This is a genomic window from Cognatilysobacter xinjiangensis, assembly GCF_014651995.1.
GTDB classification, from domain to species: Bacteria; Pseudomonadota; Gammaproteobacteria; order Xanthomonadales; family Xanthomonadaceae; genus Cognatilysobacter; species Cognatilysobacter xinjiangensis.
This window is the reverse complement of sequence record NZ_BMXY01000002.1, coordinates 1-13,148: the sequence shown is the minus strand read 5'-3', so window position 1 is coordinate 13,148 and position 13,148 is coordinate 1. Positions and strand designations below refer to the sequence as shown.

Below are 13,148 nucleotides of genomic sequence, written 5' to 3'. Positions count from 1 at the left end.
CCTGTGGCGATCGCAGGCGGGTGGCGGTGAGTCGAGGCCTGGCAGGACAGCTTACGGCTGGTTTCTGCTGCGCAGAACAAGAAGGGCGACATCAGCCGCCCTTCTTCAGCCACGCCCACCTCAAACGGAAATCGGATTCGGCTTGTCGACATCCAGCCTGTACTGCTTGATCGCCCTCGCCACGTCCTTGCCGGTCATCTTCCCCTCCGCCGCCAGCGCCGCGATGGCCGCGTGCGCGATGTGGAAGCGGTCGACCTCGAAGAAGCGGCGCAGGTTCGCGCGAGTGTCCGAGCGGCCGAAGCCGTCGGTGCCGAGCACGGTGTACCGCATCGGCACGTACTCGCGGACCTGGTTGGCGAAGGCGCGCACGTAGTCGGTGGCGGCGATGGCCGGGCCCTGGCGGCCCTGCAGCAGCTGCGTGATGTACGGCAGGCGCTGCTCGTCCTCGGGGTGCAGGCGGTTCCAGCGTTCGGCGTCGGCGCCGTCGCGGGCGAGCTCGTTGAAGCTCGGGCAGGACCAGATGTCCGCCGTCACGCCGAAGTCCTTGTCGAGCAGCTCGGCGGCCGCGATGACCTCGCGCAGGATCGTGCCCGAGCCCATCAGCTGCACGCGCAGTTCGCCCTTCTTGGGCTTGGCGCCGCCCTGCAGCAGGTACATGCCCTTGATGATGCCGTCGGCCGCGCCTTCCGGCATGTCCGGGTGGGCGTAGTTCTCGTTCATCAGGGTGATGTAGTAGTACTCGTCCTGCTGCTCGTTGAGCATGCGCTGCATGCCGTGCTGCAGGATCACCGCCACTTCGTAGCCGAAGGTGGGGTCGTAGCTGCGGCAGTTCGGGATGGCGCTGGCGAGCAGGTGCGAATGGCCGTCCTCGTGCTGCAGGCCTTCGCCGTTGAGCGTGGTGCGGCCGGCGGTGGCGCCGAGCAGGAAGCCGCGCGCGCGCATGTCGGCCGCCTGCCAGGCGGCGTCGCCGATGCGCTGGAAGCCGAACATCGAGTAGTAGATGTAGAACGGCAGCATCTGCAGGTCGTTCGTCGAGTAGCTGGTGGCCGCGGCCATCCAGCTGGCGAACGCGCCGGCTTCGGTGATGCCTTCCTCCAGCACCTGGCCGGCGGCGTCCTCGCGGTAGTACATGAGCTGGTCGCGGTCGACCGGCTTGTACTTCTGGCCCTGCGGCGAATAGATGCCGAGCTGGCGGAACAGGCCTTCCATGCCGAAGGTGCGGGCTTCGTCGGCCACGATCGGCACGCAGCGCGGGCCGACCTGCTTGTCGCGCAGGATGATGTTGAGCGCCTGCACGAATGACATGGTGGTGCTGATCTCGCGCTCGCCGGTGCTCTTGAGCAGGCGGTCGAAGACTTCGAGCTTCGGCGCGGCGAGCGGCTGCGTGGCCTTGCGGCGACGCTGCGGCAGGAAGCCGCCGAGCGCGCGACGGCGCTCGATCATGTACTCGACTTCCGGCGAGTCCTTGCCCGGGTGATAGAACGGCACGGTGCCTTCGGCGAGCTGCTTGTCGCTCACCGGCACCTGGAAGCGGTCGCGGTAGGCGCGCACGGCCTCGTCGTCGAGCTTCTTGGTCTGGTGCGTGGGGTTGAGCGCCTCGCCCGCCGCGCCCATGCCGTAGCCCTTCACCGTCTTGGCGAGGATGACCGTGGGCATGCCCTTGGTGTTCACCGCCTGGTGGTAGGCGGCGTAGACCTTGTGCGGGTCGTGGCCACCGCGGTTCAGGCGCCAGATGTCGTCGTCGGAGAGCGAAGCGACCAGCTGCGCGGTCTCCGGGTACTTGGCGAAGAAGTTGTCGCGCGTGTACTTGCCGCCGAAGGCCTTGCAGTTCTGGTACTCGCCGTCGACGGTTTCCATCATCAGCTGGCGCAGCTTGCCGCTGGTGTCGCGCGCCAGGAGCGGATCCCAGTAGCTGCCCCACACGAGTTTGATCACGTTCCAGCCGGCGCCGCGGAAGTTGCCTTCCAGCTCCTGGATGATCTTGCCGTTGCCACGCACCGGGCCGTCGAGGCGCTGCAGGTTGCAGTTGACGACGAAGACGAGGTTGTCGAGGCCTTCGCGGCCGGCGACCGACAGCGCGCCCAGGCTCTCGGGCTCGTCGGTCTCGCCGTCGCCCAGGAAGCACCAGACCTTGCGGTCGGACTTCGGCATCAGGCCGCGGCCTTCGAGGTACTTCCAGTTGCGCGCCTGGTAGATGGCCGCAAGCGGGCCGAGGCCCATCGAGACGGTGGGCAGCTGCCAGTAGTCGGGCATCAGCCAGGGATGCGGGTACGAGCTGATGCCGCGGCCGTCGACTTCCATGCGGAAGTTGTCGAGCTGGTCCTCGCTGATGCGGCCTTCGAGGAAGCTGCGCGCGTAGATGCCCGGCGAGCTGTGGCCCTGGTAGCCGATCATGTCGCCGGGGTGGTCGCCCTCGGGACCGCGCCAGAAATGGTTGAAGCCGACGTCGTAGAGCGTGGCGCTCGACGCGAACGAGGCGATGTGGCCGCCAAGGTCGCCCGGCTTGCGGTTGGCGCGAACGACCATCGCCATCGCGTTCCAGCGCAGGATCGAGCGGATGCGCCATTCCATCGCGGCATCGCCGGGGCTCTTGGCCTCCAGGTGCGGCGGGATGGTGTTGACGTACTCGGTGGTGGGGCTGAACGGCAGGTGCGCGCCGGCGCGGCGGGTGACCTCGACCATCCCCTGCAGCAGCTGGTGCGCGCGGTCGGGGCCTTCACGGTCGATGACCGCGGAGATCGACTCGAGCCACTCGCGGGTCTCGGCCGGGTCCGGGTCGTTGTGCAACATGTCGTTGATGGCGCTGGAAAGATTGCCGGTCATCCGTCTACGGCCCCTTGGCCGCTGATTTGTGTGCAGGGGAAGGCCCGATTCTAGCAATCCGGTCTTCCCTGCCGATCAGCGGCCGTGGGCGGAAACCGCATGCGGTGGCGTAGGGTCTGAACAACGCGGCCGTAACCCAACCGATGGCACTGGCTGCTAGGATCGCGGCGAGTCGCAGGGACCGCCATGACGCCACGGATTTCCGTTGCCTTGAGCACGTACAACGGCGCGCGCTACCTGCGCGAGCAGATCGATTCCGTGCTCGCGCAGGAAGGCGTCGACCTCGAGCTGGTCTGCGTGGACGACGGCTCGAGCGACGACACGCCGGCCATCCTCGCCGAGTACGCCGCCCGCGACCCGCGGGTCAGCTGGTCGGCCAATCCGCGCAACCTGGGCCCCACCGCGAGTTTCGAGCGCGCGATGTCGCTCTGCCGCGGCGAGTTCATCGCGCCCTGCGACCAGGACGACTACTGCGAACCGGGCAAGCTGCGCACGCTGCTGGCGGCGATCGGCGACGCCGACCTCGCCTACTGCGATTCCCGCTACATGGACGGCGACGGGCGCGACCTCGGCTGCCGGGTTTCGGGCCACATGCGGATGCTGGAAGGCCGTCGGCCGGTCGAATTCCTGTTCGGCAATTCGGTGTCGGGCCACGCGAGCCTGGTACGGCGCTCGCTGTTCGAACAGGCCCGTCCGTTCCCGGAAGGCGTCTACCACGACTGGTGGCTGGCGCTGTGCGCGGCCGGGCGCAACGGCGTGCGCTACGTGCCCGAGCCGCTGGTGCGGTTCCGTCGGCATTGCGATGCGTATTCGCCGATGGGTCACAAGCACAAGGGCATGGGCAAGCGCTGCGAGAGCGCGAACTGGCTGAAGATGCGCGGCACGCTGGCGCAGGCGTATGCGGCACGCGATTTTCGCGATGCCGACGTAGCCGCGCGCCTGCATGCCGACCTGTCGCGCGCACTGGACGGCGGCACGTCGGCGCCCTTGCTGACGACGCTGTGGTCGCAGCGCGCGGCCGCACCGCATTGGTCGGGCCGGCCCGGCCTTGATGCGCTACGCCTGTGGACTCGCTTCGCCAAGAAGCTGCGGCGCGCGCGCGCCGTCGCCTGATCAGCCGCGTCCGAACACCTTGCGCGGAAACAGCAGCTTGAGCGCACGCTCGGCGCTCTTGCGGCGCAGGCCCGGATGCCTGAACCCGGCCCACAGCGGGCCGAGCCATTCGCGCCGCGGCCGGTCGAGGATGGCTTCGCGCATGTCGGCTTCCAGCGCGTACATGTCCGCGAGCTGCGCACCGAGGCGGCGGCGGTCAACCGGCAGATCGGTGCGGGCTTCGAGGCAACGTCGCTGGTCGGCGGCGATTTCGCGGTACATCGCCAGGATCCGGCGCTGGCGGCGCTCGAAGCCGGCGTAGTCATGGCCGCTGCGGTCGAACACCCAGTCGCCGAGGTTGTTGTCGTGGCGACGGTAGGCGAGCAGTGCGTCGGGCAGGCAGTGGCAGTCGCCCGCGAGCACCGCGCGCAGGGTCAGCATGTTGTCCTCGACCTTGCCTTCGAGCGGCGGGAACTCCGTCAGCAGCGTGCGGCGGATCGCCATCGACGCACCCAGCACCGCGGCGAGCTTGCCCCGGCGCAGAAGCCAGCGCTGGTCGATGCTTTCGGGCGTGCCGCGGGTGCGGGCCTGCAGCAACTTGCCGGTCGCGTCGACATCGTCCACGTGCGAGCCCACGATCTGCGCCGCCGGGTTCTCCGCGAAGCGCGCGAGCAGTTTCTCGACGCGCTGCGGATAGCTCGCGTCGTCGCCCGCGAAGCAGACCAGGATCTCGCCGGTCGCCAGTTGCGCGAGCTCGGTGAGATGCGCGCAGAGGCCGAAGTTGCGCGGCGTGCCGCGGATCGTGACGCGATGCGGGCCCTCGTAACCGGCCATCACCTCGCGCGCGACGTCGAGCGTGCGATCGCCGCCGCTGTCGTCGGAGACGATGATCTCGCAAGGCACGGTCTGCGCGAGCGCCGAACGCAGCGCCTCCGCGATCGTCGCCTCGTTGCGGTAGGCGATGACGAGGATCGTGGCCGACGGCAGCGCCTGCGCCATCAGCCGCGTCGCGCGCCCTGCGCCGCGCGGATCTGCGCGTCCACGGCGGCGATCGCGGTCATGTTGACGACGCGGCGCGGCGTCGAGGCGGGCGTGAGGATGTGCGCCGGCTTGTCGAGGCCCATCAGGATCGGGCCGATCGCCACGCCGTCGGTCATCACGCGCACCATGTTGTAGACGATGTTGGCGGCGTCGAGGTTGGGCATCACGAACAGATTGGCGCGGCCTGACAGACGCGAGTTCGGGAACATGCGCGCGCGCAGGTCCTCGTCCCAGGCGGTGTCGGCCTGCATCTCGCCCTCGATCTCCAGCCTGGGCGCACGCGCGGCCAGGAGCTCGCGCACGCGGGCCATCTTGCGGGCCGACGCGTTGTCGTGGCTGCCGAAGTTGCTGTGGCTGAGCAATGCGACCTTCGGCTCGATGCCGAACAGCTTCATGCGGTAGGTGGCCTGCAGCGTGGCTTCGGCGATCTGCTCGGCGCAGGGGTCGACCTGCACGTGCGTGTCGAGGAAGAACCAGGTGCCAAGGTTGTTGATGACGGCGGTCATGGCGGCGGTGCCGCTGACGCCGCGGTCGAAGTCGAACACGCTGCGCAGGTAGCCGAGCTTCTTGTGGAAGCGGCCCACGATGCCGCAGATCATCGCATCGGCCTCGCCGCGCTCGACCATCAGCGAGGCGATCAATGTCGGCCGCGAGCGCAGCAGGTTCTTCGCGGCGGCCGGCGTCACGCCGCGACGCGCGGTGAGCGCGTGGTACTGCTGCCAGTACTCGTCGAAGCGCGGGTCGGAATTGATGTTGGTCAGCTCGAAATCGACGCCCGCGCGCATGCGCAGGCCGAGGCGCTCGATGCGGTTGGCGATGACGTCGGGCCGGCCGATCAGGATCGGGCGCGCGAGCTGTTCGTCGATGACCGTCTGCACGGCGCGCAGCACGGTCTCTTCCTCGCCTTCGGCATAGACCACGCGCTTGAGGTCGCTGCGCGCACGGTCGTACACCGGTTTCATGATCAGGCCGGTGCGATAGATGAAGGTGCCGAGCTTCTCCTCGTAGGCGCGCATGTCGAGGATCGGGCGCGTGGCCACGCCCGAGTCCATCGCGGCGCGCGCGACGGCCGGCGCGAGCATCACCAGCAGGCGCGGGTCGAACGGGCGCGGGATCAGGTAATCGGGGCCGAAGCGCGGCACGTCGCCGCCGTAGGCGCTGGCGAGGTCGCCGGCCTCCATGCGCGCGAGCTGCGCGATCGCGCGCACGCAGGCGAGCTTCATCGCCTCGTTGATTTCCGTCGCGCCGACGTCGAGCGCGCCGCGGAAGATGTACGGGAAGCAGAGCGCGTTGTTGACCTGGTTCGGGTAGTCCGACCGGCCGGTGGCGATGATGCAGTCCGGACGGGCCTTCTTCGCGTCCTCCGGCAGGATCTCCGGGTACGGATTGGCGAGCGCGAGGATGACCGGGCGCTCGGCCATGGTCGCGACCATCTCGGGCTTGAGCACGCCGCCCGCGGACAGGCCGAGGAACACGTCGGCGCCGACCATGATGTCGGCCAGCGTGCGCTTGTCGGTATCGCGCGCGTAGCGGGCCTTGTCGGGGTCGAGGTTCTCGCGGCCGGTATAGAGCACGCCGTCGCGGTCGACGGCGAGGATGTTCTCGGGCCTGAGGCCCAGCGCGACCAGCATGTCGAGGCAGGCGATGCCCGCCGCGCCGGCGCCCGCGGTGGCGAGCTTCACGTCCTCGATCTTCTTGCCGACCACTTCCAGCGCGTTGTAGATCGCGGCGCCGACGATGATCGCGGTGCCGTGCTGGTCGTCGTGGAACACGGGGATCTTCATCCGCTCGCGCAGCTTGCGCTCGACGATGAAGCACTCGGGGGCCTTGATGTCCTCGAGGTTGATGCCGCCGAAGGTCGGTTCCAGAGAGGCGATGATGTCGACCAGCTTGTCGGGATCGCGCTCGTCGACCTCGATGTCGAACACGTCCACGCCGGCGAACTTCTGGAACAGCACGCCCTTGCCTTCCATCACCGGCTTGCCGGCGAGCGGGCCGATGTCGCCCAGGCCCAGCACGGCGGTGCCGTTGGAGATCACCGCGACGAGGTTGCCGCGTGCGGTGAGCTCGGAGGCGGTATTGGGGTCGGCGACGATCGCCTCGCAGGCATAAGCCACGCCCGGCGAGTAGGCGAGCGCGAGGTCGCGCTGGGTCACCAGGGCCTTGGTCGGCGTCACCCGGATCTTCCCGGGCGGATCGGCCCGGTGGTATTCGAGGGCGGCCTGCTTGAGTTCGTCGGCGGGGCTCTGGGTCATCGGATCGCGATACCGGACGGGCCCCCGATTCTACCCGCCGGCCCGCAGCGGCCGGCGACGACGTTCAGAAGTCGAGCAGCACGCCGCCCTCGTCGGCGATCGCGTCGAGCCGGATGCGGTTGGCGAACAGCGAGAACGCGAGCATGCCGGCGAGCCCGTTGATACGCGTCAGCCACGGCGGCAGCCAGCGCGGCGCGAGCAGCACGCCGGCCTCGAACAGCGGCTCGAAGCGCTGCACGTCGGCCAGCGTCATCTTGCCGGCGAACAGGTGCCGGCACAGCGGCAGGTTGCCGCTGCGCAGCGCCCATCGGAAGAAGGTGTGCACGCCGACCAGCCCGCGCAGGTAGACGGTGTCCTTGGTGAATGCGTGGCCGCCGGTGGTGGGCACGCCGCGGAAGATGCGCTGCGCCGACGAGAAGCTTTCCTGCGGCGTCTGGCCGGCGTCGAGGAAGAAGCGGAACACGTCGATGAAATCCGCGCCGTCGAGCGCGCGCGCCACGGCCTCGATGCGCAGCGAGATGCGCTTCATGCGGCCGATGTCGATGCTGCCGGTGATCTGCTCGGCGAACGTCGCCAGCCCTTCCTGCGTGGCGGTGGTGCGCGGCGAGGACAGCGACAGGCTCGGCAGCACCGGCTGCTCGCGGCCGTTGAGCGCGGTGATCGAGTGGACGAAGGCCTCGTGGTTCAGCAGCTGGCCGCGGTCGTACTGGCTGAACGCCGCGCTGGCGCGCAGGCGGATGCGCGTGGCGCCGGCGGCGGCCTTGGCGATCAGGTCCGGGTCGAGCTCGACCTCGATCACGCGCGCGTTGAAGTAGTCGTCGAGATCGTTCTGCAGCTGCAGGCGCAGCGCGGTGGCGGAGATGTGGATGCTCTCCGACGGCGCGAGCAGGCCGGGGTCGAGTTCGTCGGCGATGGAAATGAAGTGCTGCGCGGCCTCGCGCGCGGTCGGGCCGTTGCCCGGCAGCGCCTCGTTCGGCGCGCCGTAGAGTTCCTTCGAGTAGGCCAGCATGCGTTCGGTGCCGGCCGATTCGCACATCAGCGCGGCGTTCTTCCAGCTGCGCGCCGCATCGATCAGGTACTGGCCGAGCGGATGCTGCGGGTCGGCCTCGCAGACGATGGCCTCGAGCTCGGCGCGCGCGGCGGAGAAGTCGCTCTTCGGGTACTCGATCACCGGCGGACGCGCGGTACCGGCGGCGTAGGCGGCGAGAAACGCGGCCTCGGTGCCGACCGGCCAGCTGAGCAGCGCCAGCACGCGGATGTCGCGGGCGACGCGCACCATGCGCTCGTCGAGCGCGGCGTGATGCGCGATGTCGGGTGTCAGCGGGCCGGCCGCCGCCACCTAGCGACGCCCGCCGCGGCCGTCCGGACGACGCCCCGAGGGGCGCCCGCCGGGCTTCGAGTCCGCCTTCTGCTGCTGGCGCGTGGCCAGGCGCCCTGCGGCGCCGGCGACCTCGACCGCGAGCTTGCGGTAGTTCGCCAGCCGCTGCGGGTCGAGCTCGCCCGATTCGATCGCCGCACGCACCGCGCAGCCGGGCTCGGCCTCGTGCGAGCAGTCGCGGAAACGGCACTGCGCGGCCAGCGCCTCGACGTCGGCGAAGGTGTCGGCCACCGCTTCCTCGCCGGTCGGCTTGAGCTCGCGCATGCCCGGCGTGTCGATCAGGCAGCCGCCCTGCGGCAGCGGGATCAGCGCGCGATGCGTGGTGGTATGGCGGCCGCGCGAATCGTTCTCGCGCACGCTCGCGGTCTTCATGCGCTCGATGCCCAGCAGCGTATTGGTGAGCGTGGACTTGCCGGCGCCCGAGCTGCCGACCAGTACCGCCGTGCGGCCGGGGCCGAGCCAGCGATCGAGCTGCGCGACGCTGGCGGCCTCGCGCGCGTTCACCACCACGATCTCGACGTCCTCGACCACGTCCGCCAGCGCGTCGCGCGCGTCCTCGATGGTCGCCGCGCCGGCCACGTCGGCCTTGGTCAGCACGATCACCGGCTGCACGCCGCCGCCGTGCACCAGCAGCAGGTAGCGTTCGATGCGGCGCGGATTGAAGTCGCCGTCGAGCCCCGACACGACGAACGCGGTGTCGATGTTCGCGGCGATCAGCTGCTGCTTGTAATGCTCGCCGGCCGCCGCGCGCTTGATCGCACTGTGCCGCGGCAGCAGCGCGACGGCCTTCGCCGACGCGCCCGTGCCTTCGACCAGCAGCCAGTCGCCGACGCCGGGGCGCTCGGTGGGATCGGTGCGGCCCGCGCGGTAGCCCGCCGGACGCGCCCAGTCGGGCAGCGACTCCACGCCGTAACCTTCGCCCGGGCCTTCGGCCACCACGTAGCCGGTGCGGTGCTGCTCGATCACGCGCGCCGGCCGCGCCTGCGGATGCGCGGCGAACAGGGCGGCCCAGTCGTCGGCCACGCCCGGCCAGCCGATGCGGCCGAGCTGGCGGGCGTCGAGGGCAGCGGCGGTGGTGGCCGTCGAATCGGACATGGGCCGATTGTGCCAGTCGACGGCCGCCTGCCGGCAGCGTCGGCGCCGCGATTTCGGTAGTCTGGCCGCCACTTCCGCGCACCGCCGCTTCCATGTCCCACGTGCTCAAGACCCGCGAACGCCTCGCCGAGGTGCGCTATGAGATCCGCGGCGAACTCGCGCGACGGGCCCGCGAGTTGGAGGCGCAGGGCCGCAAGCTGATCAAGCTCAACATCGGCAACCCCGGCGCCTTCGGCTTCCGCGCGCCCGAGCACCTGCAGCGCGCGATCGCCGACCGCATCCACGAGACCGACCCCTACACGCACCAGCAGGGCCTGCCCGCCGCGCGCGAGGCGCTGGCGGATTTCCATCGCCGCCGCGGCACGCCGAACGCGTCGCCCGAGCGCGTGTTCGTGGGCAACGGCGTCAGCGAGCTGATCGACCTCAGCCTGCGCGCCCTGCTGAACCCGGGCGACGAAGTGCTGGTGCCCTCGCCCGACTATCCGCTGTGGACGGCCGCGACCATCCTCAACGACGGTTGCGCGGTGCACTACCCGTGCAGGCCCGAGGACGGCTTCCTGCCCGACCCTGACGTCATGGAATCGCTGGTGACGCCGCGCACGCGGGCGATCGTCGTCATCAACCCGAACAACCCGACCGGCGCGGTGTATCCGCGCGCCCTGCTCGAGCGCATCGTGGCGATCGCGGCCAGGCACCGCCTGCTGCTGCTCAGCGACGAGATCTACGACGAGGTGCTGTACGACGGCGCCACGTTCCAGCCGCTCGCGCCACTCGCCGGCGACGTGCCCTGCCTGTCGTTCGGCGGCCTGTCGAAGGTGCATCGGGCCTGCGGCTGGCGCATCGGCTGGGCGGTGCTGTCGGGCGATCCGCTCGCCGTCGGCGATTTCCACCACGCGATGGACCTGCTGGGCGCACTGCGCCTGTGCGCGAACGTGCCCGGGCAGTTCGCGATCGAGGCCGCGCTGTCGGGCAACGCGACCATCCACGCGCTCACCGCACCGGGTGGGCGCCTGTACGAGGCGCGCCGCGCGGTGGTCGAGAGCGTCGCGGCCAGCCCGTACCTGCGCATGGCCACGCCGGGCGGCGCGCTGTACGGCTTCCCGCAGGTGGTGGGCGATGCCGCCATCGCCTTCGACGACCAGGCCTTCGCGCTGGAGATGCTGGAAAGCGAGGGCGTGCTGATCGTGCCCGGCACCAGCTTCAACCTGCGCGAGCGCGACCATTTCCGCGTGACCCTGCTGCCCGAGCCGGACGTGCTGCGCGAGGTGTTCGCGCGCGTGGACCGCGTGCTCGCGCGCCGCGCCGGGGCCGCCGTCGTCCCGGCCGAGGTGGCCTGACATGCGCTACCTCGCGCTCGGCGACAGCTACACCTTCGGCGAAGGCGTCGAGCCCGCGCACCGCTGGCCCGTGCAGCTCGCGCACGCGCTGCGCGACGACGGCATCGACATCGGCGAGCCGCGCATCCTCGCCAAGACCGGCTGGACCACCGAGGAGCTCGCCGTCGCGATCGCCGCGGAGCAGCCGCTCGGCCATTTCGACTTCGTCACGCTCGGCATCGGCGTCAACGACCAGTACCGCGGTCACACCGCCAATGAATACCGCGCGCAGCTGGCGCCGCTGCTCGACACTGCCGTGGCGCTGGCCGGCGGACGCACCGAGCGGCTGATGATGCTGTCCATTCCCGATTGGGGCGCGACGCGCTTCGCGCGCCAGGAAGGACGCGACGTTACGGCCATCGCACGTGAGATCGACGGGTTCAACGACATCGCACGCGACATGTGCGAGTCGCGCCGGATCGCCTTCGTCGACATAACGCCGGTCAGCCGCGACGATGGCGACAGCGATGCGATGCTGGCGGACGATGGCTTGCATCCCTCCGGCGCGATGTATGCGCGCTGGGTGGACGCCGCGCTGCCGGTCGCGCATCGCCTGCTGGGCGACGCTTGAACGCGGTCGCGACCCGGCCGTTGGATGCGGCGCGCGCGCGCAACATCGCCCGCGCCTTCCTGCCCGAGTCCCGCTTCGGCAACCGCTACCACTACTTCTACACGCGCGCGAAGCTCGGCAGCGACCCGCTGTATCCGGGCGTCGCCGACGCGCTGCGCGGCAGCACCGCGCCGCTGCTCGACCTCGGCTGCGGGCTCGGCCTGCTCGCGCATACGCTGCGCGCCGACGGCATCGAGCTGCCCTACCACGGCGTCGATGTGGACGCACGCAAGATCGCCGAAGCCGCGCGCGTGGCCACGCGCGCGGGACTGCGCGACGTCGCCTTCGAGACCGTCGACCTCATCCGCAGGACGCCCTCCCATTCGGGCAGCGTCGCCATCCTCGACGTGCTGCAGTACGTCGATACGACCGCGCAGGCGGCGATCCTCGAGGCCGCCATCGGCATGCTCGCGCCCGACGGGCTTCTGGTGATCCGCACCGGCCTCGACGACGGCGGCCGCCGCCTGCGCTTCACCCATTTCGCCGACCGCGTGGGCCGGATGGTGGGCTGGATGTATTCGGCGCCGCGCAGCTATCCACGCGAGGACGTGCTGCGTGCACGTCTCGACGCGGCTGGCCTCGATGCGGACTTCATGCCGCTCTACGGCAATACGCCGTTCAACAACTGGCGCGTCGTCGCGCGGCGTCGTGCCGCGTCAGACGCGAGGTAGCACGCAGCGGTAGCCGCGCGCGGCCAGGCGTTCGAGAAGGCGCTCCAGCATCTCCACGTTGCGCCCGTGCGGCGCGCCCTCGTGCATCAGCACGATCGCGCCCGGCTTCAACGCGCGCTCGATGCGCGCCACGACCACGTCGGGATCGCCCGCCACGCCGTCGAAGCCACGCGCGTTCCAGGCCACGCGCGCGAGCCCCAGGTCGCGCAGCGGCGCCGCCACGAACGGGTTCGCCATGCCGACCACCGCGCGGAACCAGCGCGGCGCATGCCCGGTGACGCGCTCGATGTCTGCCTGCGCCCGCGCGATCTCGCGTCGCATGCGCGCCGGGCCGAGCGCCCAGAACCATTTCTCCGGATGCGTGTCGCTGTGGTTGCCGAGGTCGTGGCCGCGCCGGGCGATCTCGCGCGCGAGTTCCGGATGCCGCCTGACGTTTTCGGCGACGACGAAGAACGTCGCGCGTGCGGCATGGCGGTCCAGCAGGTCGAGGATCGCCGGCGTGTCGGCCGACGGGCCGTCGTCGATGGTCAGCCAGACCACCGGCTCCGTCGTCGCCAAAGCGCGTACCACCGGCCCGAACAACGCCGAGTCGTAACGCAACGTGCCCCACAGGAAGGCGGCGTGCGCGAGCAGCAACGCCGGCAGGCCGATGGTCCAGCCCAGCGTCGACCACAGCAGCGCGACCACGGCGTGCAGCACCAGGAACGCGATCACGGGCACGTGCGGGCGGCGCGGCGGGGTATGGGCGAGCAGGGTCATCGCAGGCGTCTCGTCGGGGCGCCCAGCTTAACGCCGCGCAAAAAAAAA

At 70.3% G+C, this 13,148-nt stretch carries 10 protein-coding genes; 4 read left to right on the top strand and 6 right to left on the bottom strand.

Going from position 1 to position 13,148, the window contains the following annotated elements; all coding sequences use genetic code 11:
* Positions 1 to 120: 120 nt before the first annotated feature.
* Complete coding sequence (gene aceE / locus IE066_RS08470) at positions 121 to 2,823, bottom strand: pyruvate dehydrogenase (acetyl-transferring), homodimeric type (protein WP_189448923.1); 2,703 nt, start codon at positions 2,821 to 2,823, stop codon at positions 121 to 123.
* A 186-nt stretch (positions 2,824 to 3,009) separates the two neighbouring features.
* Here aceE and IE066_RS08465 point away from each other — a divergent pair, with 186 nt between their 5' ends.
* Positions 3,010 to 3,936 carry a glycosyltransferase gene (locus IE066_RS08465; protein WP_268244879.1) on the top strand — a complete coding sequence of 309 codons (927 nt, stop codon included), beginning with the start codon at positions 3,010 to 3,012 and terminating at the stop codon, positions 3,934 to 3,936.
* Here the strand turns inward: IE066_RS08465 and IE066_RS08460 are convergent, their stop codons facing one another.
* From IE066_RS08460 to rsgA, 4 genes are all read right to left on the bottom strand, one after another.
* Positions 3,937 to 4,914, bottom strand: a complete 978-nt coding sequence (locus IE066_RS08460) for a glycosyltransferase (RefSeq protein WP_189448919.1) — start codon at positions 4,912 to 4,914, stop codon at positions 3,937 to 3,939.
* A complete protein-coding gene (locus IE066_RS08455; RefSeq protein WP_189448918.1) occupies positions 4,914 to 7,211 on the bottom strand; it encodes an NADP-dependent malic enzyme in 2,298 nt (765 codons plus the stop codon). Before IE066_RS08455 ends, IE066_RS08460 begins: the two co-directional genes overlap by 1 nt.
* Positions 7,212 to 7,275: 64 nt before the next feature.
* Positions 7,276 to 8,490 (bottom strand): flavohemoglobin expression-modulating QEGLA motif protein, encoded by a 1,215-nt coding sequence (locus tag IE066_RS08450; protein WP_189449664.1) that lies wholly within the window; start codon positions 8,488 to 8,490, stop codon positions 7,276 to 7,278.
* Between the two features lie 60 nt (positions 8,491 to 8,550).
* Positions 8,551 to 9,684 carry a ribosome small subunit-dependent GTPase A gene (gene rsgA, locus IE066_RS08445; protein WP_189448917.1) on the bottom strand — a complete coding sequence of 378 codons (1,134 nt, stop codon included), beginning with the start codon at positions 9,682 to 9,684 and terminating at the stop codon, positions 8,551 to 8,553.
* Between the two features lie 92 nt (positions 9,685 to 9,776).
* Between rsgA and IE066_RS08440 the strand changes: the two genes are divergently transcribed.
* The 3 genes from IE066_RS08440 to IE066_RS08430 are packed head-to-tail and all read left to right on the top strand — an operon-like array spanning position 9,777 to position 12,341.
* Positions 9,777 to 11,021: an aminotransferase class I/II-fold pyridoxal phosphate-dependent enzyme gene (locus IE066_RS08440; protein ID WP_189448916.1), complete on the top strand. Its 1,245-nt coding sequence runs from the start codon at positions 9,777 to 9,779 to the stop codon at positions 11,019 to 11,021.
* Between the two features lies 1 nt (position 11,022).
* A complete protein-coding gene (locus tag IE066_RS08435; protein ID WP_189448914.1) occupies positions 11,023 to 11,631 on the top strand; it encodes an SGNH/GDSL hydrolase family protein in 609 nt (202 codons plus the stop codon).
* 20 nt (positions 11,632 to 11,651) lie between these two features.
* Positions 11,652 to 12,341, top strand: a complete 690-nt coding sequence (locus tag IE066_RS08430) for a methyltransferase domain-containing protein (protein WP_189449661.1) — start codon at positions 11,652 to 11,654, stop codon at positions 12,339 to 12,341.
* Here IE066_RS08430 and IE066_RS08425 read toward each other — a convergent pair.
* Positions 12,327 to 13,100 (bottom strand): polysaccharide deacetylase family protein, encoded by a 774-nt coding sequence (locus IE066_RS08425; protein WP_189448912.1) that lies wholly within the window; start codon positions 13,098 to 13,100, stop codon positions 12,327 to 12,329. The two genes, IE066_RS08430 and IE066_RS08425, sit on opposite strands and share 15 nt — an antisense overlap.
* Positions 13,101 to 13,148: the final 48 nt, after the last annotated feature.